Annotated in this window: 28 protein-coding genes; 14 read left to right on the forward strand and 14 right to left on the reverse strand. The window is 70.9% G+C overall.

Going from position 1 to position 25,191, the window contains the following annotated elements; all coding sequences use genetic code 11:
• Nucleotides 1–3 precede the first annotated feature (3 nt).
• From kdpF to ACZ6S6_RS24890, 4 genes are all read right to left on the reverse strand, one after another.
• Complete coding sequence (kdpF, locus tag ACZ6S6_RS24875; RefSeq protein ID WP_037777601.1) at nt 4–93, reverse strand: K(+)-transporting ATPase subunit F; 90 nt, start codon at nt 91–93, stop codon at nt 4–6.
• A gap of 338 nt (nt 94–431) precedes the next feature.
• Nucleotides 432–1,205 carry a DUF3710 domain-containing protein gene (locus ACZ6S6_RS24880; RefSeq protein ID WP_362966724.1) on the reverse strand — a complete coding sequence of 258 codons (774 nt, stop codon included), beginning with the start codon at nt 1,203–1,205 and terminating at the stop codon, nt 432–434.
• Nucleotide 1,206: 1 nt separating this feature from the next.
• Nucleotides 1,207–1,740 (reverse strand): dUTP diphosphatase, encoded by a 534-nt coding sequence (dut, locus tag ACZ6S6_RS24885; protein WP_362966727.1) that lies wholly within the window; start codon nt 1,738–1,740, stop codon nt 1,207–1,209.
• On the reverse strand, nt 1,740–2,324 hold the full coding sequence (locus ACZ6S6_RS24890; protein WP_362966729.1) for a PaaI family thioesterase: 585 nt from the start codon (nt 2,322–2,324) through the stop codon (nt 1,740–1,742). Before ACZ6S6_RS24890 ends, dut begins: the two co-directional genes overlap by 1 nt.
• A 58-nt stretch (nt 2,325–2,382) precedes the next feature.
• On the opposite strand from ACZ6S6_RS24890, the gene ACZ6S6_RS24895 reads away from it, so the two are divergent.
• Nucleotides 2,383–2,841, forward strand: a complete 459-nt coding sequence (locus ACZ6S6_RS24895; RefSeq protein ID WP_362966731.1) for a DUF3093 domain-containing protein — start codon at nt 2,383–2,385, stop codon at nt 2,839–2,841.
• Between the two features lie 69 nt (nt 2,842–2,910).
• On the opposite strand, the gene ACZ6S6_RS24900 is transcribed toward ACZ6S6_RS24895, so the two are convergent.
• The 4 genes from ACZ6S6_RS24900 to ACZ6S6_RS24915 all read right to left on the reverse strand — a co-directional run bounded on the left by ACZ6S6_RS24900 (nt 2,911) and on the right by ACZ6S6_RS24915 (nt 6,503).
• On the reverse strand, nt 2,911–3,894 hold the full coding sequence (locus tag ACZ6S6_RS24900) for a hypothetical protein (protein WP_469706970.1): 984 nt from the start codon (nt 3,892–3,894) through the stop codon (nt 2,911–2,913).
• Between the two features lie 13 nt (nt 3,895–3,907).
• Nucleotides 3,908–4,204: a DUF4193 domain-containing protein gene (locus tag ACZ6S6_RS24905; RefSeq protein WP_003965732.1), complete on the reverse strand. Its 297-nt coding sequence runs from the start codon at nt 4,202–4,204 to the stop codon at nt 3,908–3,910.
• A gap of 404 nt (nt 4,205–4,608) precedes the next feature.
• On the reverse strand, nt 4,609–5,844 hold the full coding sequence (locus ACZ6S6_RS24910) for a sensor histidine kinase (RefSeq protein WP_362966735.1): 1,236 nt from the start codon (nt 5,842–5,844) through the stop codon (nt 4,609–4,611).
• A gap of 5 nt (nt 5,845–5,849) precedes the next feature.
• A complete protein-coding gene (locus ACZ6S6_RS24915) occupies nt 5,850–6,503 on the reverse strand; it encodes a response regulator transcription factor (protein ID WP_024490544.1) in 654 nt (217 codons plus the stop codon).
• A 395-nt stretch (nt 6,504–6,898) separates the two neighbouring features.
• Here ACZ6S6_RS24915 and ACZ6S6_RS24920 point away from each other — a divergent pair, with 395 nt between their 5' ends.
• A complete protein-coding gene (locus tag ACZ6S6_RS24920; RefSeq protein WP_362966737.1) occupies nt 6,899–7,072 on the forward strand; it encodes a hypothetical protein in 174 nt (57 codons plus the stop codon).
• 85 nt (nt 7,073–7,157) lie between these two features.
• Here the strand turns inward: ACZ6S6_RS24920 and ACZ6S6_RS24925 are convergent, their stop codons facing one another.
• Both ACZ6S6_RS24925 and ACZ6S6_RS24930 read right to left on the reverse strand, forming a co-directional pair.
• On the reverse strand, nt 7,158–7,979 hold the full coding sequence (locus tag ACZ6S6_RS24925) for an inositol monophosphatase family protein (RefSeq protein WP_469706971.1): 822 nt from the start codon (nt 7,977–7,979) through the stop codon (nt 7,158–7,160).
• A 46-nt stretch (nt 7,980–8,025) separates the two neighbouring features.
• A complete protein-coding gene (locus tag ACZ6S6_RS24930; RefSeq protein ID WP_469706972.1) occupies nt 8,026–9,156 on the reverse strand; it encodes a ferrochelatase in 1,131 nt (376 codons plus the stop codon).
• Between the two features lie 160 nt (nt 9,157–9,316).
• On the opposite strand from ACZ6S6_RS24930, the gene ACZ6S6_RS24935 reads away from it, so the two are divergent.
• Together ACZ6S6_RS24935 and ACZ6S6_RS24940 are read left to right on the forward strand one after the other, a co-directional pair.
• The gene (locus tag ACZ6S6_RS24935; RefSeq protein WP_362966743.1) at nt 9,317–10,564 is read left to right on the forward strand and encodes an MFS transporter; all 1,248 of its coding nucleotides are present in this window, start codon (nt 9,317–9,319) and stop codon (nt 10,562–10,564) included.
• Nucleotides 10,521–11,843 (forward strand): D-arabinono-1,4-lactone oxidase, encoded by a 1,323-nt coding sequence (locus tag ACZ6S6_RS24940; protein ID WP_469706973.1) that lies wholly within the window; start codon nt 10,521–10,523, stop codon nt 11,841–11,843. Before ACZ6S6_RS24935 ends, ACZ6S6_RS24940 begins: the two co-directional genes overlap by 44 nt.
• A gap of 13 nt (nt 11,844–11,856) precedes the next feature.
• Here the strand turns inward: ACZ6S6_RS24940 and ACZ6S6_RS24945 are convergent, their stop codons facing one another.
• Nucleotides 11,857–12,945 carry a hypothetical protein gene (locus tag ACZ6S6_RS24945; RefSeq protein WP_469706974.1) on the reverse strand — a complete coding sequence of 363 codons (1,089 nt, stop codon included), beginning with the start codon at nt 12,943–12,945 and terminating at the stop codon, nt 11,857–11,859.
• A gap of 497 nt (nt 12,946–13,442) precedes the next feature.
• Here ACZ6S6_RS24945 and sepH point away from each other — a divergent pair, with 497 nt between their 5' ends.
• Nucleotides 13,443–14,507 carry a septation protein SepH gene (gene sepH / locus ACZ6S6_RS24950; RefSeq protein WP_362966749.1) on the forward strand — a complete coding sequence of 355 codons (1,065 nt, stop codon included), beginning with the start codon at nt 13,443–13,445 and terminating at the stop codon, nt 14,505–14,507.
• A 162-nt stretch (nt 14,508–14,669) separates the two neighbouring features.
• Here sepH and ACZ6S6_RS24955 read toward each other — a convergent pair whose 3' ends face one another.
• Nucleotides 14,670–15,500, reverse strand: coding sequence for a sulfurtransferase (locus ACZ6S6_RS24955; protein WP_469706975.1), 831 nt, complete (start codon nt 15,498–15,500; stop codon nt 14,670–14,672).
• Nucleotides 15,501–15,731: 231 nt separating this feature from the next.
• Here ACZ6S6_RS24955 and ACZ6S6_RS24960 point away from each other — a divergent pair, with 231 nt between their 5' ends.
• On the forward strand, nt 15,732–16,508 hold the full coding sequence (locus ACZ6S6_RS24960) for a VOC family protein (RefSeq protein WP_469706976.1): 777 nt from the start codon (nt 15,732–15,734) through the stop codon (nt 16,506–16,508).
• A gap of 50 nt (nt 16,509–16,558) precedes the next feature.
• On the opposite strand, the gene hypB is transcribed toward ACZ6S6_RS24960, so the two are convergent.
• Entirely contained in the window at nt 16,559–17,338 is a 780-nt protein-coding gene (gene hypB / locus ACZ6S6_RS24965) for a hydrogenase nickel incorporation protein HypB (RefSeq protein ID WP_469706977.1), read from the reverse strand.
• Between the two features lie 3 nt (nt 17,339–17,341).
• Nucleotides 17,342–17,671 carry a hydrogenase maturation nickel metallochaperone HypA/HybF gene (locus tag ACZ6S6_RS24970; protein ID WP_207316343.1) on the reverse strand — a complete coding sequence of 110 codons (330 nt, stop codon included), beginning with the start codon at nt 17,669–17,671 and terminating at the stop codon, nt 17,342–17,344.
• Between the two features lie 254 nt (nt 17,672–17,925).
• Between ACZ6S6_RS24970 and ACZ6S6_RS24975 the strand changes: the two genes are divergently transcribed.
• The 8 genes from ACZ6S6_RS24975 to ACZ6S6_RS25010 are packed head-to-tail and all read left to right on the forward strand — an operon-like array spanning nt 17,926 to nt 25,190.
• Nucleotides 17,926–18,981, forward strand: a complete 1,056-nt coding sequence (locus ACZ6S6_RS24975) for an NADH-quinone oxidoreductase subunit B family protein (RefSeq protein WP_469706978.1) — start codon at nt 17,926–17,928, stop codon at nt 18,979–18,981.
• Between the two features lie 46 nt (nt 18,982–19,027).
• Entirely contained in the window at nt 19,028–20,821 is a 1,794-nt protein-coding gene (locus ACZ6S6_RS24980; RefSeq protein WP_362967104.1) for a nickel-dependent hydrogenase large subunit, read from the forward strand.
• Nucleotides 20,821–21,765: a NifU family protein gene (locus ACZ6S6_RS24985; RefSeq protein ID WP_469706979.1), complete on the forward strand. Its 945-nt coding sequence runs from the start codon at nt 20,821–20,823 to the stop codon at nt 21,763–21,765. The genes ACZ6S6_RS24980 and ACZ6S6_RS24985 overlap by 1 nt, the downstream gene beginning before the upstream one ends.
• Nucleotides 21,762–22,415 (forward strand): DUF5947 family protein, encoded by a 654-nt coding sequence (locus ACZ6S6_RS24990; RefSeq protein WP_469706980.1) that lies wholly within the window; start codon nt 21,762–21,764, stop codon nt 22,413–22,415. The genes ACZ6S6_RS24985 and ACZ6S6_RS24990 overlap by 4 nt, the downstream gene beginning before the upstream one ends.
• Nucleotides 22,412–23,056, forward strand: a complete 645-nt coding sequence (locus ACZ6S6_RS24995; protein ID WP_469706981.1) for a DUF6084 family protein — start codon at nt 22,412–22,414, stop codon at nt 23,054–23,056. The genes ACZ6S6_RS24990 and ACZ6S6_RS24995 overlap by 4 nt, the downstream gene beginning before the upstream one ends.
• A gap of 34 nt (nt 23,057–23,090) precedes the next feature.
• Nucleotides 23,091–24,494, forward strand: a complete 1,404-nt coding sequence (locus ACZ6S6_RS25000; protein WP_469706982.1) for a hypothetical protein — start codon at nt 23,091–23,093, stop codon at nt 24,492–24,494.
• Nucleotides 24,491–24,610, forward strand: coding sequence for a DUF6893 family small protein (locus tag ACZ6S6_RS25005; RefSeq protein WP_469706983.1), 120 nt, complete (start codon nt 24,491–24,493; stop codon nt 24,608–24,610). The genes ACZ6S6_RS25000 and ACZ6S6_RS25005 overlap by 4 nt, the downstream gene beginning before the upstream one ends.
• A 13-nt stretch (nt 24,611–24,623) precedes the next feature.
• Entirely contained in the window at nt 24,624–25,190 is a 567-nt protein-coding gene (locus ACZ6S6_RS25010; protein ID WP_469707028.1) for a hydrogenase maturation protease, read from the forward strand.
• The last annotated feature ends 1 nt before the right edge of the window (nt 25,191 follow it).

Genomic DNA, 25,191 nt, shown 5'->3' on the forward strand with positions numbered 1-25,191 from the left:
GGCTCAGAACCTCTCCGGGTACAGAAGGGCGAGGACGAGATAGCCCAGCAGGGCGACGGCCACGACGAGGCCCACCACGTTTTCGGCGGTCACAGCTTCGTCACCCCCTTGGCGATGAGTGCCACCAGCGCGAAGACCGCGATCGTGGTGGCGACGAAGGCCATATCGGCCATCGGGTGCTCCTGGATGAGGTGCGGATTTCTCGGACCTCATGAGCAAACCCGCCGCAGACACCGCTTTGACCTGCGTTGATGGCTTCCATACGGAGATGGGCCGGCCCTTGACGGCGCCCGTACGTGCCCGATACGCGCCCCATACGGGCGGCTGTCCTCACGGGCCGGGGTGACGGCCCCGGCGGACACGGAAAAGCCGGTGGGCCGCACCCCCGCGAAAGGGGTACGGCCCACCGGCCGGTGCTTACGGGTGCGGGGTCAGCGCACCTCGGTGATCTCGGGGCCCCGCTGGAGCTGGCCCATGCCACCGGAGAACTTCGAGCCCTCCTGCTCCTCCTGCTGAACGCCCTCGGGCACCATCTGGGCGTCGTCGGGGAGCTTGAGGACGATCGGGTCGCGCGGGGCCATCGGGCCGTCACCACGGACCACCACGGTGTCCCGGAAGACCGTCTCAAGCAGACCGGCGGCCTCCGGCTGCACGGCACCCTGGCCGGAGATCACACCGCGCAGGAACCAGCGCGGGCCGTCGATGCCGACGAAGCGGACCAGCTGCACGCCGTTCGCCCCGTCGGGAAGCTGTACGGGGACCTGCGCGCGCAGCTCCCAGCCCAGCGGGCCCTCAACCTCGTCGATGATCCCGCCCTGCTGGGTGATGCCGGAGGCGATCTCGTCGCGGACCTCGCCCCAGATGCCCTCCTTCTTGGGGGCGGCGAAGGCCTGCAGCTGGATCGCGCTGTCGCGCAGCACGACGGTGGCGGCGACGATCGCGTCACCGGCGACCTCGACACGCAGCTCCATGCCCTCGACACCGGGTACGAAGATGCCGCCCAGGTCGACCCGGCCCTCGCCGGGCTGGGACACCTCTTCGATGTCCCACGGCCCGTCCGGTCGCGGCGCCGGCGGAAGGTTCGTCCGACGCGATCCGCCCTTGGCGGCATCGGCGTCATCGAGCTCGTCGACGACCTGCTCGGCCTCGCGCGCTTCGTCCGCCGTGTCCTCGGCGGAACCACTGTTCTTGCGACGTCCGAACACGTCACTGTCCTTCCCGGTCGGATTCGACCGAAGCGTAGCTGTTCCCGCCCTGGGGAACCCCGCCCCGGACGCCATCAACATCAACGGCGGCATGACCGCCGGTGGACCCGAAGCCCCCTTCGGCCCGCGCCGAACCGGGAAGCTCCGACACTTCGTGGAAGCGCACCTTCTCGACCTGCTGCACGACCAGTTGGGCAATCCGGTCGAACCGCTCGAACCGCACGGACTCGCGCGGGTCGAGATTGATGACGATCACCTTGATCTCTCCACGGTACCCGGCATCAACCGTCCCCGGGGCATTCACCAGTGCGACTCCACAGCGCGCGGCGATGCCTGATCGGGGATGCACGAACGCGGCGTACCCGTCGGGCAGTGCGATCGAAACCCCCGTGGGCAGCACGGCCCGCTCGCCCGGTGCCAGCTCCGCGGCCTCGGTGGTCACCAGATCGGCCCCGGCGTCGCCGGGGTGCCCGTACGCCGGGATCGGCACGTCGGGGTCGGTCCTGCGGATCAGTACGTCCACGGGATGGCGCATCAGGGGTTCACCTCGAAGGCGCGGGCGCGCTTGGCCTGGTCGGGGTCGGCCATCGCCGCGCGGATCTCGGCCGGGCGGCCGTTCTCGATGAAGTGGTCGACCTTGACCTCGATGAAGAGGGCCTCGGCCCGGACCGCCACGGGCCCGTCCGGGCCGCCGATCCGGCCGGTGGCCCTGGAGTAGATCTTCCGGCCGTGCACGGCGGTGATCTCGGCGTCGAGGAACAGCACCGTGTCGACCGGCACGGGGCGGACGAAGTCGGTCTCCAGCCGTCCGGTCACCGCGATCACCCGCAGCAGCCAGTTCAGCGAGCCGAGCGTCTCGTCGAGCGCGGTGGCCAGTACCCCGCCGTGCGCCAGGCCAGGGGCGCCCTGGTGGGCGGCCTGCACGGTGAACTCGGCGGTGACCGCGACACCCTCGCCGGCCCGCGCCTGGAGGTGCAGCCCGTGCGGCTGTCCCCCGCCGCAGCCGAAACAGTGTTCGTAGTGCGCGCCGAGGAGTTCGCCGGGGGGCGGCGCGTCAGGGTGCCGGACCGGTTTCACCGCGTCGGCCGGGGGCTTCAGAGCCGCAGATGTTCCACTCACAGCCGCAGACCTTACCCGCGCGGGTACCCGCAGGTCGCGCCGTGCCAAGCTTGGGCGCATGCAGCCTTCCGCCCCGCCATTCGACGAACGCCTCACCGCACCCCGTTCATGGTGGGTGATCTGCTTCCTCTTCGGTATCGCGTGCGCGCTGATGCTGCTGCCACTGGGCACCCTGCCGCTGCTCGCCGGCCTGGTGGGCGGGACGGCCGCGTCGGCGGTGGTGGTGAGCTCGTACGGCTCCGCCCGGATCCGGGTGGTGGGTGACGCCCTCGTGGCGGGTGACGCGCGGATCCCGGTCTCGGCGCTCGGTGAGGCCGAGGTGCTGGAGGCCGAGGAGGCGCGCGCCTGGCGCTCGTACAAGGCGGACACCCGGGCCTTCATGCTGCTGCGCAGCTATATCCCGACGGCGGTGCGGGTGAAGGTCACCGATCCGAAGGACCCGACTCCGTACGTCTATCTGTCGACGCGCGAGCCGAAGGCCCTGGTGGCGGCGCTGAAGGCGGCGGTGCGGGCCTAGAACCCGCTCCCGGCTCCCAGGAGCCCGGGGTCTTGCGCGGGGCGCGTGAACGGCCGCGTGTGAACGGCTCTAGCCCTTCGGGGGCTGGTCCTCCGGGGGCTGGTCCTCCGGGTGGCCGGGAAAGGCTTCGTACGGGAGCGCGGGCCGTTCCAGCGGCGGCAGCTCCGGCAGCCGGTCCCAGGGGATCTGCCGCTTCCGCAGATCCTTTCTGACCCGTTCTGCAAGTCTTCTGGTCTCGCGGCGGTTCATCATCGCGCCGACCGTGGCGCCGATCATGAACGGAATCAGGTTCGGCAGGTCGCGCACGGTGCGCTTCATGATCTGCTGGCGCAGCTCGCGCTTCATCTGGCCGCCGAGCGCCGCATTGACCGTCACAGGGCGCATGACGTCGATGCCTCGCTCCTCGGTCCAGGAGGTGAGGTAGGCGGTGGAGCGCTGGCCGATGCCGCCGGGCGGACGGAGTCCGTACACCTCGTGCAGCTCGGCGACGAGCTTCATCTCGATCGCGGCCACACCGGTGATCTCCGCGGCCAGCTCGGCGAGCATGGCGGGTGGTACGGGCATCATGGCCGCCGCGCCGATTCCGGCGCCGACGGTGGCGGTGGCCTTGGCTGCGCCCGCGATGAGCCGGTCGGCCAGTTCCTCGGGCCCGAGGTCCGGGAACTGCCCCCGCAGGGTGGCGAGATCGCGCACAGGGACGCGGGGAGCGATATCAATGATCAGGTCGGCGATATGACCGATCGCCGCCCTGGCGCTCTCCCCGCCCTTGCGTACGCCCCGTTTCACTGAATTCAGACGGCCTGCCCCGGTCACGGGCTCCGTCCTGTCGACCTGTTCGGCCCTGTCGGCCGTGTCGACTTCTGCAGCTGCTCCGGCTGCTTCGAGCGAGGCCGGCCGGCCTCGCTCATCCTGTCCGCCCGGCGAGGGTGGCAGGGCGGACGGCTCGGCAGGCGCTGCTACGCCTTCTGCCGGGCCTGTACCGCCCTGATGCGCCTCCGACGCCTTACTGCTACGCCGGGGGCGCCGCTTCCGGAACGGTGTGTCCCCTGCCACGGCCGACCGGACCTCAGTCGCAGTCGCGGCAGATCGGCTGGCCGTTCTTCTCGCGGGCCAGCTGACTGCGGTGGTGCACGAGGAAGCAGCTCATGCACGTGAATTCGTCGGCCTGCTTCGGCAGGACCCTTACGGCCAGCTCTTCGTTGGACAGGTCTGCGCCGGGCAGCTCCAGTCCTTCTGCCGCGTCGAACTCGTCGACATCGACGGCCGAGGCCGTCTTGTCGCTCCGACGAGCCTTGAGCTCTTCAAGGCTGTCCTGATCGACGTCGTCGTCGGTCTTTCGTGGGGTGTCGTAATCCGTTGCCATGTCGCTCTCCCCCTCTGGGTGTCTGCGGTGTCTCAGCGCACGTAACGCGTGAGAGGCCGGACTTGTGCCCGACCCGAGGCGGAGATTTTGCCTCACATCAAGGTCTGTTACTCAATCGACACCCAAAAGGACCGCTCGAGAGTGATCGGCTTGGGTGGCGATGGGGACCGTACACGGTCCTGGCGGCGCCCTTTACAGGCACCACCCCGTGTACTTCCCGTGATAATGGCCCCCGAAAACCCCGACTTTTACCGGATTTCCGATGGGGGCCCTGGTCACGGAGCGTGGACGGCCGGAAATTCGCTCCTGTGATCGATCACACATGGACTCTCTGGGGTCGGGTCCTGAAAATTCCGCTCAAAGCGAACAAAATAATCTGGGTGCGAATCGCTTCGTCCGGCCTGTCAGACAGGCAGTGAGACGCGCATCACAAGACCACCGCCCTCGCGGGGCTCCGCGATGATACGGCCTCCGTGAGCGCGCGCGACGGACCGCGCGATCGACAGGCCGAGCCCCACCCCCTTGTCGCTGCCTGTCCGCTCCGTACGCAGCCGTCTGAAGGGCTCGAAGAGGTTGTCGATCTCGTAGGCGGGCACCACTGGACCCGTGTTCGAGACGACGAGCAGGGCCTGGCCCGGCAGGAGCTCGGTGGTGACCTCGACCCAGCCGTTGTCCGGGACGTTGTAGCGCACCGCGTTCTGTACGAGGTTCAGCGCGATCCGCTCCAGCAGCACGCCGTTGCCCTGGACCACGGCGGGGGCCGGCTCGGCGCGCAACTCCACGCCCTTGGCCTCGGCCTCGGCCCGTGTCTGGTCGAGGGCGCGCGAGGCGACCTCGGCGAGGTCGACGGGTTTGCGCTCGACGATCTGGTTGTCACTGCGGGCGAGCAGCAGCAGGCCCTCCACCAGCTGCTCACTGCGCTCGTTGGTGGCCAGCAGCGTCTTGCCGAGCTGCTTGAGCTCCGGGGGTGCCTGCGGGTCGGAGAGGTGGACCTCCAGCAGCGTGCGGTTGATCGCCAGGGGCGTGCGCAGCTCGTGCGACGCGTTCCCGACGAACCGCTGCTGTGCGGTGAAGGCCCGCTCCAGCCGGTCCAGCATGTCGTCGAAGGTGTCGGCGAGCTCCTTGAACTCGTCGTCCGGACCGTCCAGCTCGATGCGCCTGGACAGATCCGTGCCGGCCACCCGGCGGGCGATGCGGGTGATCCGGCCCAGCGGCGAGAGCACCCGTCCCGCCATCGCGTAACCGAAGGCGAAGGCGATGATGCTCAGGCCCACGAGGGCCAGCAGGGACCGGTTGAGGAGTGTGTCGAGCGCCTGTTGACGCTGGTGGTTGACGCAGGAGTTCATCGCCGCGTTGACGGAGTTCGGTGAGCTCCCCTCCCCCAGCAGGTTGCAGACGTTGCTGGACACATGGCCGTCGACGATCTTGAACGGCAGCTCACTGCCCACGTGCAGGGCCTGAGCGGCCAGCATGTAGATGATCGACAGCAGCAGGATGCCGGCGATCAGGAACATGCCGCCGTACAGCAGGGTGAGGCGTATCCGGATCGTCGGGCGCAGCCAGGGGTACGGGGGCTCCTGCTGTTTGGGCTCCCAGGTGGGTTTGGGGGGCGCCGTCGCGGGCGGCGGGACAGTGGGCACCGGCGTCAGATCCGGTAGCCGGAGCCGGGCACGGTGACGATGACCGGCGGCTCACCGAGCTTGCGCCGCAGGGTCATGACGGTCACCCGGACGACGTTGGTGAACGGGTCGGTGTTCTCGTCCCAGGCCTTCTCCAGGAGCTGCTCGGCCGAGACCACGGCGCCCTCGCTGCGCATCAGGACCTCCAGTACCGCGAACTCCTTGGGCGCGAGCTGGACCTCCTGCTCGCCCCGGAAGACCTCCCGGCGGTTCGGGTCGAGCTTGATCCCGGCGCGCTCCAGGACCGGCGGCAGGGCGACGGTCGTACGGCGCCCGAGGGCCCGGACCCGCGCGGTCAGCTCACTGAAGGCGAAGGGTTTGGGCAGATAGTCGTCGGCGCCGAGCTCCAGTCCCTCCACCCGGTCGCTGACGTCTCCGGAGGCGGTGAGCATGAGCACCCGGGTCGGCATGCCCAGCTCGACGATCCTGCGGCAGACGTCGTCGCCGTGCACCAGGGGGAGGTCCCGGTCCAGCACCACGACGTCGTAGTCGTTGACCTCGATGCGCTCCAGTGCCGCTGCACCGTCGTACACGACATCGACGGCCATGGCCTCCCGGCGCAATCCGGTGGCCACCGCATCGGCGAGCAGCTGCTCGTCCTCCACGACGAGTACGCGCACGGCGCTTCCTTCCTTAGAACTTCCACAACAGAGCTGCACAACGTCCAGAACGGACCGGCGGAATGTCCGGATCAGGCCGGTGGCCCAGGATCCGGGCCGTGTCCGGACACGGTCTGTGCGCCTCCATCCTGCCCGTAACGCGTATAAACCGGCGGTAAGACGGCGCGGCCCGACCTGCGGCTTCCCGGAATGCGGTGGTTTTCCGGGCCAGTTGAGGTTTCTCCGCGGGCCGGGCTGGGGAGGACGAATTCACACCCGCGATCACGTCTCGTATGTGGCGTGCCACTGGCCCCCTCCGTTCCCCCGGAGGATGCGTGATCACCCGCCCTACCGCCTCGGCGGAGGGAAACCCGGGCACACCCCCGTGCCACCGACCCACGATGAGGGGGCGCCTCATGGACGCTTTCACCGCAGGTCTGCTGCAACGCATCAAGACCACCGAGTCCGACCTCACGAAGGCCCGCGAGACGGGCGACGACTTCCTTGCGGACGTCGAGCAGAGCGAGCTGGAGGATCTGCACCGCCTCGCGGCCGAGCACGGAGTCCACATCGGCGCCACAAGCGTCTGAGCCGTCATGAGAAGGCCCCGCGGTGCCGTACCGGCACGTGCGGGGCCTTCTCCGTCGCGGTGCCGCCCACGGCCCGCACAGCGGCTCAGTCGTGCCAGGCGCCCAGTTCCTCCAGCAGGGAGCTCAGCGGCTCGAAGACGCCCGGTGACGCGGCGACCGTCAGGTCTCCGTCGGCCGGCGTCCCCGGCCGCCCGCCGGTGAGCGCGCCGGCCTCCCGTGCGATGAGGTCACCGGCCGCCAGGTCCCAAGGGTGGAGGCCGCGCTCGTAGTAGCCGTCGAGGCGGCCCGCGGCGACGTCGCAGAGGTCGATGGCGGCGGAGCCGCCCCGCCGGATGTCCCGCAGCCGCGGGATCAGCACGCGCGCCACCTCGGCCTGGTGCGCGCGGACGTCGGCGACGTAGTTGAAGCCGGTCGACACGAGCGCCTGGTCGAGCGGCGGGGCGGGGCGGCAGCGCAGGGCGGCCCCGCCGTCCCCGAAGGCACCGCCCTTCGCGTACGCACCGCCGCCGAGGACCGCGTGATACGTCTCCCGGCGCATCGGGGCCTCCACCACGCCCACGACCCGCTCGCCGTCCCGTTCGGCGGCGACGGAGACGGCCCAGGTCGGCAGCCCGTACAGGTAGTTCACGGTGCCGTCGAGCGGGTCGATCACCCAGCGGATGCCGCTGCTGCCCTCGGAGCTGGCGCCCTCCTCCCCGAGGAAGCCGTCCCGGGGGCGGCGTTCGGACAGGAAACCGGTGATCAGTTTCTCGGCGGCGATGTCCATCTCGGTGACGACGTCGACCGGGCTGGACTTGGTCGCGGCCACCCCCAGGTCGGCGGGCCGGCCGTCGCGCAGCAGCGCGCCGGCCCGGTGGGCGACGTCCAGGGCGAGGTCGAGCAGTTCGGACAGCAGGGGGTCGGTCACGGCGCTCCCAGGGGGATGAGGAGGTGCGGGTCGGGTCGGTGGGGCGTCACGCGTACGGGCTGTCGGCGCCCGCGGCGGCCGGCCTGGGGACACGGGCCGGGCAGCAGCCGGCCGGGCAGAGGTCGTGGCTCGCCCCGAGGGCCCCGAGTGCGCACCTCTCCACGTCGCGGCCCTGTTCGGCGGCGGCGCGCTCCAGCACGAGGTCGCGCACCGCCGCGGCGAACCGCGGGTCGGCGCCGACGGTCGCGGACCGGCGCACCGGCAGGCCGAGCTCGGCGGCCTTCGCGGTGGCCTCGGTGTCGAGGTCGTACAGGACCTCCATGTGGTCCGATACGAAGCCGATGGGCGCCATCACCACGGCGGGAACGCCGTCGCTGTGCAGCAGCTCCAGGTGATCGCAGATGTCGGGTTCGAGCCACGGAATGTGCGGGGCGCCGCTGCGCGACTGGTAGACGAGCTGCCAGGGGTACTCGACGCCGGTCCGCTCACGGACGGCCTCGACGATCACCCGTGCCACGTCGAGATGCTCGGCGACGTACGCACCGCCGTCGCCGTCGTGCGCCTCCGGCGGGCCGGAGACATCGGCCGCCGAGGTGGGGATGGAGTGCGTGGTGAAGGCGAGGTGCGCCCCGGCCCGCACGTCCTGGGGAAGGCCGGCCAGGGAGGCGAGGACGCCGTCCACCATCGGCTCGACGAAGCCGGGGTGGTTGAAGTAGTGCCGCAGCTTGTCGACGCGCGGCACCGACAGCCCTTCGGCCTCCAGGACGGCCAGTGACTCGGCGAGGTTCTCGCGGTACTGCCGGCAGCCGGAGTAGGAGGCGTAGGCGCTGGTCGCCAGGACGGCGATGCGACGGTGTCCGTCCCCGGCCATCTCGCGCAGGGTGTCGGTCAGGTAGGGCGCCCAGTTGCGGTTGCCCCAGTACACCGGCAGATCGAGTCCGTGCTCCGCGAAGTCCTTGCGCAGGGCGTCGAGCAGGGCCCTGTTCTGGGCATTGATCGGGCTGACGCCGCCGAACAGGAAGTAGTGCTTGCCGACCTCCTTCAGCCGCTCCTCGGGGATACCCCGGCCGCGGGTCACGTTCGCCAGGAACGGAACCACGTCGTCCGGGCCTTCGGGGCCTCCGAAGGAGAGCAGCAGCAGGGCGTCGTAGGGGGCGGGCTCGCGCAGATCGGACATGACATCGATCCTGCCACCCGCCCCCGGCGCCGCTCCAACCGACATCCGCCCCGCACGGCCGCCGGCCTCCCGCGGTCGGCGTGCAGCGCCTCACCCGTAAGCTGTGTCGGCCACGTTCACCCCTGACAGCGCGTGTGACCGCGCCGTAGCGGAGTACCTCTTGCCCAGTCCCTATCGCGCGATCTTCGCCGCCCCCGGCTCCAAGGGGTTCTCCTCGGCCGGCTTCTTCGGCCGGATGCCGCTGTCCATGATGGGCATCGGCGTGGTGACCATGGTTTCCCAGCTGACCGGCCGGTACGGGCTGGCGGGCGCGCTCTCGGCGACGCTGGCGATGGCCGCGGCGGTGGTGGGGCCGCAGATATCCAGGCTGGTCGACCGGCACGGGCAGCGCCGGGTGCTGCGCCCGGTGACCCTCGTCGCCCTGGCGGCCGTGGCCGGTCTGCTGGTCTGCGCGCAGCAGGGGCTGGCGGACTGGACGCTGTTCGTGTTCGCGGCCGGAGCCGGCTGCGTCCCCAGCGTCGGTTCGATGGTCCGGGCCCGCTGGGCGGAGATCTACCGGGGCTCGGCGCGCGAGCTGCACACCGCGTACGCGTGGGAGTCGATCGTCGACGAGGTGTGCTTCATCTTCGGCCCGATCATCTCGATCGGGCTCTCCACCGCCTGGTTCCCCGAGGCGGGCCCGCTGCTGGCCGCGGGCTTCCTGCTGGTCGGCGTCTTCTGGCTGACCGCACAGCGGGCCACCGAGCCGGTGCCGCATCCGCACGCGCGGCACACCGGCGGCTCCGCGCTGGCCTCCCGCGGCCTCCAGGTGCTCGTGGTGACCTTCGTGGCGACCGGGGCGATCTTCGGGGCGGTCGACGTGGTGACGGTGGCCTTCGCCGAGGAGCAGGGCCACAAGGCCGCGGCGAGTCTCGTGCTGGCCGTGTACGCGCTGGGGTCCTGCCTCGCCGGGGCCGTCTTCGGCCTGCTGCATCTGAAGGGCAGGCCGTCCAGCCGGTGGCTGGTGGGAGTGTGTGCGATGGCCGTGAGTATGATCCCCCTCCAACTGGCCGGGAGCCTGCCGTTCCTGGCCGTGGCGCTCTTTGTCGCGGGCCTCGCCATCGCACCGACGATGGTCACCACGATGGCTCTCGTCGAACAGCACGTACCGCGCACCAGACTGACCGAGGGCATGACCTGGACCAGCACCGGGCTCGCCGTGGGTGTGGCGCTCGGCTCCTCGGCCGCCGGCTGGGTGGTCGACGCGTCCGGGGCGAAGGCGGGGTACGCGGTGCCCGCCGTGGCGGGAGCGCTCGCGGCCGCGGTGGCGTTCCTGGGGTACCGCCGGCTCAGTGGGCCGGTTCCTACGGAAGGGCTCGGGGAAGATGACCGACACCTACGCACGGACGACGACGAGCGCGTGGCGTAACTGGGCGGGGAACGTCACCGCCCGTCCGGTACGGACCGTGTCACCCGCCTCCGTGGACGAGCTGGCCGATGAGCTGCGCAGGGCGTCCGAGGACGGCCTGAAGGTGAAGGCGGTGGGCACCGGCCACTCCTTCACCGCGGCCGCGGCCACCGACGGGCTGCTGATACGCCCCGATCTGCTCACCGGCATCCGGGAGATCGACCGTGCGGCGATGACGGTGACCGTCGAGGCCGGCACGCCGCTGAAGCGGCTCAACACCGCGCTGGCCCGCGAGGGCCTCTCGCTCACCAACATGGGCGACATCATGGATCAGACGGTCGCCGGGGCCACCTCCACCGGCACCCACGGCACCGGCCGCGACTCGGCGTCGATATCCGCGCAGATACGCGCCCTGGAGCTGGTCACGGCGGACGGCACGGTGCTGACCTGCTCGGAGACCGAGAATCCGGATGTCTTCGCCGTCGCCCGGATAGGGCTCGGCGCCCTGGGCGTCATCACGGCGATCACCTTCGCCGTGGAGCCGGTGTTCCTGCTGACCGCCCGCGAGGAGCCGATGACCTTCGACAAGGTCACGGCCGACTTCGATCAGCTGGTGACCGAGAACGAACACTTCGAGTTCTACTGGTTCCCGCACACCGGCAACTGCAACACCAAGCGCAACAACCGCAGCTCCGGCCCCGCCGCTCCGCCCGGAAAGGTCAGCGGCTGGATCGACGACGAGCTCCTCTCCAACGGGATATTCCAGGCGGCCTGCTCGCTCGGCCGGGCGGTACCCGCCACGATCCCCTCGATCGCCAAGCTCTCCAGCCGCGCCCTGTCGGCGCGCACGTACACCGACATCCCGTACAAGGTCTTCACCAGCCCGCGCCGGGTGCGGTTCGTGGAGATGGAGTACGCCCTGCCGCGCGAGGCGGCCGTGGAGGCGCTGCGCGAGGTCAGGGCGATGGTCGAGCGCTCCCCGCTGCGGATCAGCTTCCCGGTGGAGGTGCGTACCGCCCCCGCCGACGACATAGCGCTCTCCACGGCCTCGGGCCGGGAGACCGCGTACATCGCCGTCCACCTGTACCGGGGCACGCCCTACCAGGCGTACTTCACGGCGGTGGAGCGGATCATGACCGCCCATGGCGGCCGCCCCCACTGGGGCAAGGTCAACACCCGTGACTCCGGGTACCTCGCCGGGGTGTACCCGCGGTTCGGCGAGTTCACCGCGGTCCGGGACCGGCTGGACCCGGACCGCCGCTTCGCCAACGACTACCTGCGCCGGGTCCTGGGCGACTGATCACCGTGCCCGCTCACTGACCGCTGTCCGTGCCGGTCGGCGCGTTCTCCTGCGCCGGCGCGCTGCCGGTGCCCGTCGGGTCGGGGGTGGTGCCGCCGCCGTCGCCGGGGGTGGGCGGAGGCGGGGCGACCGAGCCGTCGCCCGCGGAGTCCGACGGGGTCGGGGTGGGAGTGGGCGTCGGGTCCGCCGTGGAGCTGCCGTCCCGGTCCGTCTCCGGGCTCCGGCTCCCGCCCGGAGACGGGTCGGTGCCGGGAGCCGGGCTGTCGTCCTGGCCCGGGGTCGGGCGGTCCTGGCCCGGGTCGGTGCTGCCGGACGGCGCGGGGTCGGCCGGAGCCGGTCCGCGGTCACCGCGTACGACGGAGCCCACGGTCGTTCCCTGACCGCCGCTCAGGTCGTTGCCCGAGATCAGCTCGAACGTGGTGATCCCGGCCATCGAGACGGCGAACACCACCGCGGCCCCGAGCGCCGAGCGCTTCCAGCCGCGGATCCGGGTGCCGTGCGTGGTCGCCTGCGAGAACGCGTCGTCCCCGGCCCCGGGGGCCGTCGCGAGCGGCCGGGTTCCGTCGAGCGCCTTGATCAGCTGCGTACGGTCCGGGTCGCCGTTCGTCCGGCGCAGGACGGTGGTGGCGTCCACGGTGCGCAGGACGGTGGTGGCGTCCGCGTCCTTGGGCGCGGTCGCCCCGTCCACCCGGCGCAGGACCGTCGTGGCGTCCACCGCAGGCGGCACCGCGGCCGCGTCGGCGGAGCCCTCGGCCTCCCGGAGGGCGACCCGCGTCTGCGGGGTCCCCCACGTCGCGTCGGCGTCCCCGGCGTCACGCGTCTGGCGCGTGCGCACGGTCACCTCGCGGTCCGGATGCTTCACCTGGACCGTGACCTCGCGGATCTGCTCACCCGTACGACGGAAGAAGTGCTGGAAGACCGAGCCGCCGCAGGTGGCCACGATGCTCATCACCCCGGCGCCGAGAATCGTTCCGTACACGCCCAGTTGCGAGGCCGCCACCGCCGCCGCGACCGCCGCGACCGCACTGCCCGCGACCTGGGGCAGGCTGAGATCGATCCGCCTTTCTCTGGGTTCTATGTCACTTTCCGGCTTCTGCACCATTTCCAGCCCTTGATTGACATCGCTCCCACCATGCAACAAGAAGGGACATTTGAGCGAAGCCGATAGTTCCGCTTACGGTGATTGTGTGAAGCAGGACACGCGAGGGGGACATCCCACCTCCAACCGGGTGGCTCAACTCCCGTGCCTCACGAGAACTTCGGCGCCGCGGCGGTCCACCCACACGGTCCGAATGGAGTACTGTGGCGAGCCCTGGGGCCGGACTCCCGCGTGGAAGTCCGCAACCTTCGGGAGGGGGCCGAAGGAGGCACTCGATCCGGCGGCGCCACGGCATCGCACGGGGGCCGGCTGCACGGAGTGACCTAAGGTCACTTTGTGTTGCGCAAGAGGTCACCGTGCCACACCGGCGATCAAGGGCTCACGCCCGACACGCCGGGCAACACGGCAATGTTGTGGCAGGCTGCAGCCGGGCAGGCCACACTCGACTAGCGGAAGCAGCGACGCACGTGACGTCGGCAGGCACCACCCGGGAGGTCCCCATGCCCGAACTGCGTGTCGTGGCCGTCTCCAACGACGGCACACGACTGGTGCTCAAGGCTGCAGACAGCACGGAGTACACACTTCCGATCGACGAGCGGCTGCGAGCCGCCGTGCGCAACGACCGCGCGCGGCTCGGCCAGATCGAGATCGAGGTGGAGAGCCACCTCCGGCCCCGCGACATCCAGGCCCGGATACGAGCCGGTGCCTCGGCGGAGGAAGTCGCTCAGTTCGCCGGGATTCCGGTCGACCGTGTCCGCCGCTTCGAGGGCCCCGTGCTCGCGGAGCGCGCCTTCATGGCCGAGCGCGCCCGGAAGACTCCCGTGCGCCGTCCGGGCGAGAACACCGGCCCCCAGCTCGGCGAGGCGGTGCAGGAGCGCCTCCTGCTGCGCGGCGCCGACAGAGAAACCGTCCAGTGGGACTCCTGGCGCCGCGACGACGGCACCTGGGAGGTTCTCCTGGTGTACCGGGTCGCCGGTGAGCCGCACTCGGCGAGCTGGACGTACGACGCCCCGCGCCGGCTGGTCCAGGCGGTGGACGACGAGGCGCGCTCGCTGATCGGCGAGACCGACGATGTCGCCGCGCCCGAACCCAGCTTCCCGTTCGTCCCGCGGATCGCCCGGCTGCCGCGCGACCGGCCGCTGGACCGCGCCCTGGACCGCCAGATGGAGCGCCCCGCTCCGCCTCCGGCCCCGGAGCCGGAGGAGCGCATCGGCGGGGTCACGGCGAGCGAACGCGATTCGCTCACCAGCCTCCTGGAGGCGGTACCGAGCTTCCGCGGCGACATGGTCGTGCCGGAACGCCCCGCGCCGCCCGAGCCCCCGGCGATCGAACCGGCCGGGCAGGAGCCGGAGGCCGAGGATCCGCCCGCACCGGCGGCCTCCGCGGGCGCCGGTTCCGCCTACGCGGATGTGCTGATGCCACGAGCGGTGGCCGGTCACCGCGACCGGCTGACCGGGACGACGGACCGCCAGGCCGAGGCGGACGGCGTCCGGCCGGGCCGCCGGGCCGCGGTGCCGAGCTGGGACGAGATCGTCTTCGGCACGCGCCGCAAGAAACAGGACTGACCGGGTGATCGCCGCATGACGGGGGCCCGTACGCGCTTGCGTACGGGCCCTTGTGCGCTGTCCGGACGGAACCCGTCATCCCGGTTGCGCCCGGCTGTCCCGTTAAGGGCCAGGTTCAGACCGGCTGTCCCGTTACGAGCCCGGTTCGGCCCGGCTGTCCCGTTACAGGGGGTCGGGGCCCGTGGCGACCGGACGGGACGCGTCGGCCGACCACTCGGACCAGGAGCCCGCGTAGAGAGCGGCCCGGTGTCCGGCGATCTCCAGCGCCAGCACCTCATGGGCGCCGGAGACGCCCGAGCCGCAGTAGACGCCGACGCCCGCGGTGTCCCCGTCCGCACCCAGCCCGGCGAAGCGGGCGGCCAGCGCGCCGGCGGGCAGGAAACGCCCGTCCGCGCCGACGTTCTCCCCCGTGGGGGCCGAGACCGCGCCGGGGATATGCCCGCCCACCGGGTCGATCGGCTCCACATCGCCCCGGTAGCGCTCGGCGGCCCGTGCGTCGAGCAGCAGGCCCGAGCGCGCCAGGGCCGCCGCGCCGTCCGCGTCCAGCAGGGGCAGCGCTCCCGGCTCGGGGTCGAAGTCGCCCTCGGCGGGGGCCGGGGTCTCCTTCGACAGCTCGCCGGTCCAGGCGGCGAGACCGCCGTCCAGCACCCGGACGTCCCGGTGCCCCGTCCAGCGCAGCAGCCACCAGGCGCGGGCCGCCGCCCAGCCCTGGCCGCCGTCGTACACGATCACCGAACGGTCCCGGCGGACCCCGGCGCGGCGCATCACCGCCCCGAATTCCGCCGGGTCGGGAAGTGGATGACGGCCGCCGGCGCCCGCCGGTCCGGCGAGCTCCGCGTCCAGATCGACAAAGACCGCCCCTGGGATGTGCCCGGCCTCGTAGTCGGGCCGGCCGTGCGGGCCGCCCAGTTGCCAACGTACGTCCAGGAGCACCGGCGGACGTGGCCCCGCCGACTCGCTCGCACATTCGGATGCGGAGATGATGGGCTTCATGGGAGCCATCCTCGCGCAGTTGCCTGCCCACCCGTAACAACCGCGAAATGGTCGTACCGCAACAAACGGGATCTCGTCCGTCGAGATCACGGAAGTGCGGCGCGGCCGGGGCGCATCGCGCGCCGGGTGGTGCAAGCATCTGCACGGGGCGTACACATCCCGTACCGCACAACGGCGCGCAGGCCCCGTTCCCCCGTACGGCCACCACGATGGTCCGAGGAGATAGTGACGATGACCGAGGCTGCCGCTCGGCGTACACCCGGAACACCTTGCTGGGTGAGCCTGATCGTGCACGGCCTGGACACGACCCAGAACTTCTACGCCGAACTGTTCGGCTGGGAGTTCGGACCGGGCCCGGAGCAGTTGGGCCCGTATGTCCGGGCACTGATCGACGGGAAGGAGGTCGCGGGAATCGGACAGCTGCCTCCCGACCGGCACCTCCCGATCGCGTGGACGACCTACCTGGCCACCGACGACGCCGATGTCACGGCGGAGACGATCCGTGCCTGCGGTGGCACGGTCGCTGTCGGCCCGCTCGACGCGGGCGAGGCGGGCCGGATGGCCATCGCCTCCGACCCGTGCGGGGCCGTCTTCGGGATCTGGCAGGCGGCCCCGCATGTCGGCACCGCGCTGGCCGGAGCGCCCGGCACACCCGTCTGGAACGAGCTGGTGACCCGGGAGACGGCGACGGTCACCAAGTTCTACCAGGCGGTCTTCGGCTACGAGGCGGAGGCCGTGGTCTCGGCCGACTTCGACTACCAGACCCTGCATCTGAGCGGCCGCCCGGTGGCGTCGCTGCACGGCGTCGGCCACGGCCTGCCGCGGGACCGCGGCCCGCACTGGATGACGTACTTCGAGGTCGCCGACACGGACGAGGCGGCGCAGCACGTGGTGGAGCTCGGCGGACACATTCTCCAGCCCCCCAGGGAGGGGGCCAGCGGCCGGGTGGCGACAGTCGCCGATCCGGAGGGCGCGGCCTTCACGATCGTGCGGTCCGCGAGCCGCTGATGCGAGAGGGCCCGGCGGGGGCGGCCGCGGCCGCCCCCGCCGGGCACGGCCTACCGCTGCGCCGCGAGCCACTCGTACCAGTGGTCCAGGCCCTCGCCGGTGGTCGCGGAGACCGTCAGCACGCGCACGTCCGGGTTGACCGAGCGCGCGTGCCGCGCGCACTGCTCGACGTCGAAGTCGACGTGGGGCAGCAGATCGGCCTTGTTGATCAGGATCAGGTCCGCCGCGGCGAACATGTACGGATACTTCAGCGGCTTGTCCGTGCCCTCGGTGACCGAGATGATCACGACCTTGGCGCGCTCTCCCAGATCGAACAGGGCCGGGCACACCAGGTTGCCGACGTTCTCCACCATGAGCAGCGAGCCCTCGGCCGGGGTCAGCGCCGTGAGCGCGTCCCGCATCATCTCCGCGTCCAGGTGGCAGCCCGCCCCCGTGTTCACCTGCACGACGGCGCAGCCGGTGCGGCCGATCCGGTCGGCGTCGAGCCTGGTCTCCTGATCGCCCTCGATGACGGCCAGCGGCCGGCGGCCGCCGAGAGCGGTGATGGTGCGTTCGAGCAGGGTGGTCTTGCCCGCGCCCGGTGAGCTCATCACGTTCACGGCCACGACGCCGCGCTGCGTCATCCACGTGCGGTTGCGGTCCGCGAGGAGGTCGTTCTTGGCGAGCACCTTCTGCTCGATGGTGACGGTCTCGCCCGCGCCGCCGGTCTGATGGTCTCCGTGCGGATGGGGGTGTGGATGCGGATGCCCGTGGCCGGGTTCGTCGTCCTCCCGCAGCATCGTGATCCTGGTCCCGCCGGACTCCTCGGAGCAACCGCAGGTGCCGCACATGGTTCAGCCCACTCTCATGGAAACGATCTGCAGTTCCTGTCCCGATGTGATCTCCACATCCGCGCTGCCGCAGGGACACAGCAGAATCAGGTCGGTCAGGGTGAATTCGACAGCGCAGGTACGGCAGCGGCCGGCTCCGGGCGGCTGCTCGATCTCCAGCTCGGCCCCCTCGGCGGCCGTCCCCTCGGTGACCAGGCCGAAGCAGAACCGCATCGAGTCCGGCACCACGGCGGTGAGCGCACCGACGCGGACGCGGACCGTGCGGACGGGGCGCCCCTCGGCGCGTTCGCACACCGAGTCGACGACGCTCTGTGTGATGGCCAGCTCGTGCACCGGTGCCTCGTCCTTCCTGGGGTGGCTCCGACCGTAGGACCGCGGCGGCCCCGGCCGGCGGCCGACCGGACCGGTGCCCGGCACGATCACCCGAGCGGGCCACGGCGTGCCGTCATTCGGCCTCCGGGAATGGGGCGGGCCATGAATTCCCGTGTTGCCGGTCCACCCGAATCGAGGCGTGATGGTAGCAATGTGCGCATACCCATCTGTGGGGACGACGGCCGGTGGGCCGTCATCCTGAAAGGCGGCTCTTCATGCCGACAGAGGAAGCGGTAAAAGCAGAGGACACCCTGATCCACGTTCTGTGGATCAACGCGGGACTGAGCTGCGACGGCGATTCCGTTTCGCTGACCGCCGCCACTCAGCCGAGCATCGAGGAGATCGCGCTCGGCGCCCTGCCCGGACTTCCGAAGATCGCCGTCCACTGGCCGCTCATCGATTTCGAGTGCGGCCCCAACGGCGGCGCCGATGATTTCCTCGAATGGTTCTTCAAGGCCGACCGCGGAGAGCTGGAACCGTTCGTCCTGGTCGTCGAGGGGTCCATTCCGAACGAGCAGTTGCACGACGAGGGTTACTGGTGCGGATTCGGCAACGATCCCGCCACCGGGCAGCCGATGACCACCAGCGAGTGGCTCGACCGGCTGACTCCGAAGGCCACCGCGGTCGTCGCGGTCGGCACCTGTGCGACGTACGGCGGCATCCACGCCATGGCGGGCAACCCGACCGGCGCGATGGGGGTGCCCGACTACCTGGGCTGGGACTGGAAGTCCAAGGCCGGGATCCCCATCGTGTGCGTCCCCGGGTGCCCGATCCAGCCGGACAACCTGTCGGAGACGCTCACTTACCTGCTCTACATGGCCACCGACCAGGCGCCGATGATCCCGCTCGACGACGCGCTGCGGCCGACGTGGCTGTTCGGTTCGACGGTCCACGAGGGCTGTGACCGGGCCGGGTACTACGAGCAGGCCGACTTCGCGACGGAGTACGGCTCGCCCAAGTGCATCGTCAAGCTGGGCTGCTGGGGACCCACCGTCAAGTGCAACGTGCCCAAGCGCGGCTGGATGAACGGCATCGGCGGCTGCCCCAACGTCGGGGGCATCTGTATCGGCTGCACCATGCCGGGGTTCCCGGACAAGTTCATGCCGTTCATGGACGAGCCCCCGGGCGGAAAGCTGTCGACCAACGCGGTCGGGCTGTACGGGTCGACGATGCGGCGGCTGCGCCGCGTCACCACGCACACCCTGGACCACGAACCGAAATGGCGTAAGCCCGGCCCCGAACTCACGACCGGCGCCGCACGCACCTGGTAAGTGACCGCGCAATCACCGCTACGGAAAGAAAGATGAGGCGGCGCACATGACCGCGACGCAGCACAAGGGTGCCCGGGGAGGCCAGGGAAAGAACGACCTGGTCGAAATGGCGTGGGATCCCATCACCCGGATCGTCGGCAGCCTGGGCATCTACACGAAGATCGACTTCAAGCAGAAGGTGGTCGCCGAGTGCCACAGCACCAGCTCCATCTTCCGCGGCTATTCGGTCTTCATGAAGGGAAAGGACCCGCGGGACGCGCACTTCATCACGAGCCGCATCTGCGGAATCTGCGGTGACAACCACGCCACGTGTTCCTGTTACGCGCAGAACATGGCGTACGGGGTGAAGCCGCCGCACCTCGGCGAATGGATCGTGAATCTCGGCGAGGCGGCTGAGTACATGTTCGACCACAACATCTTCCAGGAGAACCTGGTCGGGGTCGACTACTGCGAGAAGATGGTCGCGGAGACCAATCCCGGGGTGCTGGAGCAGGCCAACCGCACCCCCTGCCCGCACGCCGACGACCACGGGTACAGGACGATCGGCGACATCATGCGGTCGCTGAACCCGTTCACCGGCGAGTTCTACCGCGAGGCGCTCCAGGTCAGCCGGATGACCAGGGAGATGTTCTGCCTGATGGAGGGGCGGCACGTCCACCCCTCCACGCTGTATCCCGGCGGCGTCGGCACCGTGGCGACCATCCAGCTGATGACGGACTACATCACCCGGCTCCAGCGGTACGTCGAGTTCATGAAGAAGGTCGTGCCGATGCACGACGACCTCTTCGACTTCTTCTACGAAGCCCTGCCGGGGTACGAGCAGGTCGGCAACCGGCGCATCCTGCTGGGCTGCTGGGGCTCCTTCCAGGACCCGGACCACTGCAACTTCGAGTACAAGGACATGACCGAGTGGGGACGGAAGATGTACGTCACCCCCGGTGTCGTCGTCGACGGGAAGCTGGTCACCACCGACCTGGTGAAGATCAATCTCGGCATCCGCATCCTGCTCGGCTCGTCGTACTACAACGACTGGGACGAGCAGGAGACCTTCGTCTCCCACGACCCGCTCGGCAACCCGGTCGACCGGCGCCACCCGTGGAACCAGCACACCAACCCGCAGCCGCAGAAGCGGGACCTGGACGACAAGTACAGCTGGGTCATGTCGCCCCGGTGGTTCGACGGCAAGGACTACCTGGCGCTCGACACGGGCGGCGGACCGCTCGCGCGGCTGTGGACCACCGCGCTGGCCGGCCTGGTCGACATCGGCTACATCCAGGCCACCGGCCACAGCGTCAGGATCAACCTCCCCAAGACGGCGCTCAAGGGGCCGGTGGAGCTGGAGTGGCACGTCCCGAAGTGGAGCAACACCATCGAGCGCAACCGGGCGCGCAGCTACTTCCAGGCCTACGCGGCCGCCTGCGCGCTCCACTTCGCGGAGAAGGCGCTCGCGGAGATCAGGTCCGGGAACACCAAGACCTGGGAGAAGTTCGAGGTGCCCGAGGAGGGTGTGGGCTGCGGGTTCACCGAGGCGGTGCGCGGTGTGCTCTCCCACCACATGGTGATCCGGGACGGCAAGATCGCCAACTACCACCCGTATCCGCCGACTCCGTGGAACGCGAGTCCTCGTGACACGTACGGCACGCCGGGTCCCTACGAGGACGCCGTGCAGGGCCAGCCGATCTTCGAGGAGAACGACCGGGAGAACTTCAAGGGCATCGACATCATGCGCACGGTGCGCAGCTTCGACCCCTGTCTGCCCTGCGGTGTGCACATGTATCTCGGCGAGGGAAAGAAGCTGGAACTGCTGCACTCCCCCACCCAGTCCGCGGGCGGCGAGTGATGGCGCGGGAGGAACCCGCGCCGGCGCCCGACTGGCGCACGACCGGTGACCGCATCGACGCCCTGATCGCGGCCAGCGGCTCGGGCGGCGCGGTCGCCCGTGAGCGCAGCGAGGAACTGGTCCGGCTGGTCGTCGACTTCTACGGGGCCGGTCTTGAGCGGCTGCTCGACCTCGTGCACGAGCGGGGGCGGCTGGACGACGACGTCCTGGCGGCCCTGGCCGGCGACGATCTGGTGGCCAGTGTCCTGCTGGTGCACGGGCTGCACCCGTACGGCGTGGAGACCCGGGTCGAGCGGGCGCTGGAGAGTGTGCGGCCGTATCTGGGTTCGCACGGCGGTGATGTGGAGCTGATCGGCGTCACCGACGAGGGCACCGTCCGGCTGCGGCTGCTGGGGAGCTGCGACGGCTGCCCGTCGTCCTCGGTCACGCTCAAGCTGGCCGTGCGGGGTGCGGTGGAGGCGGCGGCTCCGGAGATCATCTCGATCGAGGTCGAGACCCCGGCCGAGCAGGAGTCCGGGGCGCCGGGGCCGCTGATGCCGGTGGACTCGCTGTTCTCCCGGCTGCACACGGATGCCGGAGCGGCCCCGGACGACGGCGCGTCCTGGGAGCTCGTCCCCGAGCTGTCGGGGCTTGAGTCCGGCGCGGTGGCCCGGGTGGAGGTCGGCCGGATCCCGGTGGTGGCCTGCCGGGTGGGTGCGGATCTCTTCGCCTTCGAGGACCGGTGCGCGCGCTGCGAGCGGCCGTTCGAGGGCGCGACGCTGGCGCGGCGGCTGGGCGGTGGCTCGGGGGACGCGGTCCTGCGCTGCGCGGGCTGCCGGGCGCACTACGACGTGCGGCGGGCGGGCGTCTGCCTCGACGAGGACGGCGCGCACCTGGCCCCGCTGCCGCTGCTGTCGGACGGCGGCGAGGTCTGTGTATCGGTGCCCGCGGCGGTGGCGCCGTGATCGCGGCCGGCCGTTCCGCCTCCCCGGCGTCCACGCTGCTGCGCCTCAGCCGCGACCGGCCGCCGCCGGCCGCCGGGGAGCGCTGCGAGATGTGTGCGGAGCCGATCGGCGAGAGCCACTCCCATGTGGTGAACCTCGACAGCCGGGCGCTGATGTGCGGCTGCCGGGCGTGCTACCTGCTCTTCACCGACGAGGGGGCGCAGTTGCGCTACCGGGCGGTTCCCGAGCGCTATCTGCACTTCGCCGGGCTGACCGTGGACGGGCGTGCCTGGGACGAGTTGCAGATTCCGGTCGGGCTGGCGTTCCTGTTCCGCAATTCGGTCCAGGACCGCATGGTCGCGTTCTATCCGGGTCCGGCCGGGGCCACCGAGTCGGAACTGCCGCTGGACGCCTGGGAGGCGGTCGTCGAGTCGAGCCCGGAGCTCGCCGGGCTGCGTCCCGATGTCGAGGCGCTGCTGATCCGGCGCGCTCCGCAGAGCGGCGGTTCGTGCCATCTGGTGCCGATCGACGCCTGTTACGAGCTGGTGGGGCAACTGCGCACGCTGTGGCGCGGCTTCGACGGCGGCTCCGAGGCACGCGCGGCGATGGACGCCTTCTTCGTACGGGTCGAGGAGCGCAGCCGGCCGGCCGCGGGGATCGGGGCGCCGTGAGCGACTTCGCGTTCTCCGTCCTCGACGTCTTCGCCGAGCCGTACGCGGCCGCGCCGCAGCTGACGGCGCGGCTGCGGATCGAGGAGCGGACGGGCCGGCGGATCCATGCCGTCGCGCTGCACTGCCAGGTCCGCATCGAGCCGCAGCGCCGCCACTACGACGATGCCGAACAGAGCGGCCTGCACGCCCTGTTCGGTGGCCGGGAGCGCTGGACCGACACGCTGAAGCCGTTCCAGTGGATGAGCTGCGACACCACGGTGCAGGGGTTCAGCGGGGCCACCGAGGTGGACCTCGCCCTGCCCTGCACGTACGACTTCGATGTGATCGGCTCCCGCTATCTGCACGCCCTGGGAGAGGGGTCGGTCCCGCTCGCCCTGATGTTCTCCGGCACGGTCTTCACCCGTGGCAGCAAGGGCTTCGGGGTCGAGCAGGTGCCGTGGGACTGCGAGGCCCGCTACTCCATGCCGGTCCAGGTGTGGCGGAGCATGGTGGCCGCGCACTTCCCGAACACCGGCTGGATCAGGCTGGATCACGAGGTACTGGCGCGCTTCGCGGACTTCCGGGCCCGGCGCGGGCTGATCAGCTGGGACGAGACGGTCCAGGCCCTCCTGGCCGGGCACGACGAGGTGGTCCCGCGATGAGCCCTGACCGGATGTGTTCGCAAGGGGTGGTCCTGTGAGCCTTGACCAGGTGCGTTCGATCGCCGACGCCGTCCTGTACGAGGGGTATCTGCTCTACCCGTACCGCGCGAGCTCGAACAAGAACCGCTCGCGCTGGCAGTTCGGGGTCCTCGGCCCGCCGAACGCCACGGCGGCGAGTTTCGGCGAGCAGCCGGGGATGGAGACGCAGTGCCTGCTGGCGCCGCACGTCGGGCCGGCGGCCGTCACGGTGCATCTGCGCTTCCTCCAGCTCCAGGTCCGCGAGGTGCGGAGCCTGGGCGCGGACGGGGTGGAGACGCCGGTCGATCAGCTCACGGTCGACGGGGTCCCGGTGCTGTCGTGGGACGAGGCGGTCGAGCGGGAAGTCGTGCTGGCCGCGCTGCCGTTGGGTGAGCCGACGGACACCGTCCACGCGGTCCCCGGCGGCGAGGACAGCGAGCCGGTCACCGACGCGCGGGGCGCGGTGGTGGGCCGGATCGTGCGGCGGCGGCTGCCGTTGGCGGTCCGTATCCGTACGGACGCCGTCGTGGACGACGGTTACGTACGCCTCTCGGTGGCGGTGCGCAACGAGCACCCGGATCCTGCGGCCACCAAGGACGCCGCGATCCGGGCCTCGCTGATCGGCGCTCATCTGCTGCTGCGGGCCCATGACGCCGGGTTCGTCTCGCTGCTCGAACCGCCCGCCGGGGCGGTGGGCGCCGCCGGGCGCTGCCGGCAGAGCAGGTGCTGGCCCGTGCTCGCCGGTCCGAAGGGGACGACGGACATCCTGCTCGGTGCGCCGATCATCCTGTACGACTACCCGGAGGTCGCCGAGCAGAGCCCCGGCGCCCTGTTCGACTCGACCGAGATCGACGAGATCCTGACCCTCCGGGTGATGACCATGACGGAGGCGGAGAAGGCGGAGGCGCGGGCCACCGACCCGCGGGCCAGGGAGATCATCGACCGCTGCGACGGGATGTCGCCCGCCGGCCTCCAGCAGTTGCACGGCTTGCTGCGCGACCCCCACCGGCCCCGGCCCGCGGCTCCCGTGGAGCCGGCGCCGGACGTGCGGGACGTGGAGCCCGCCGCCTTCGACACCTCGGGCGCCCCCTGGTGGGACCCGGCGGCCGATGCCTCGGTACGGCCGGGGAGCGACGCGGTGGTGATCGACGGGGTCCGGGTGGCCAAGGACAGCCTGGTCCGCGTCCATCCGTCCCGGCGTGCCGACGCGCAGGACCTGTTCTTCGCCGGCCAGGTGGCGCGGGTGACCGCGGTGCTCTCGGACGTGGACGGCGGCACGCACGTCGCTCTGGTCCTCGTCGACGACCCGGCATCGGACCTGCACGACTGGTACGGCCGCTACTTCTACTTCGCACCCGACGAGCTGACACCGCTGACCGTCCAGGAGACGGCGCGGCACCGAGAGGAGAACCGATCGTGAAGATCCTGGGCATCATCACCGCCGGCGTGGCCGCGGCCGTGGCACTGGTCGCCGTGGGCATCGGCATCAAGTCGATTCCCGACGTCCGCCGCTATCTGCGCATCCGGTCGATGTGAACCGCCGGTGCCGATGACGGGAACGGCGAGGGAGACGGGGGCGGTCGAGGAGGCGGGCACGGCCGCGCGGGTACTGGTGGCCGGCATCGGCAATCTGTTCCTCGGCGACGACGGCTTCGGCCCTGAGGCGGTGCGCCGGCTGGCCCGCGACGGCGGACTGCCGCCGCGGGTACGGGTGGTGGACTACGGCATCCGCGGCATGCACCTCGCCTACGACCTGCTGGACGGGTACGACGCGCTGGTGCTCGTCGACGCGTACCCGGGTGGTGGAGCGCCCGGGGAGCTGACGGTGCTGCGCATCGGTGTGGAGGACCTCGGTACGGGTGAATTCGATGCCCATGGGATGAATCCGGTCGCTGTCCTTGCAAACCTGGACCAATTGGGCGGTACTCTTCCGCTCACTTACCTCGTCGGCTGCACACCCGCCGGAGTCGAGGAGGGCATCGGGCTCAGCGAAGCCGTCGAGAGCGCGGTGCCCGAGGCCGTCCAGACCGTGCACACCCTGGTCCGGCAGCTCGTGCCGGCCGGACCAGCCGCAGCGAACACGTCCGTGAAGAGCACCGAACCCCGGAGATCCTGAT

This window comes from Streptomyces sp. NPDC048671 (assembly GCF_055587045.1).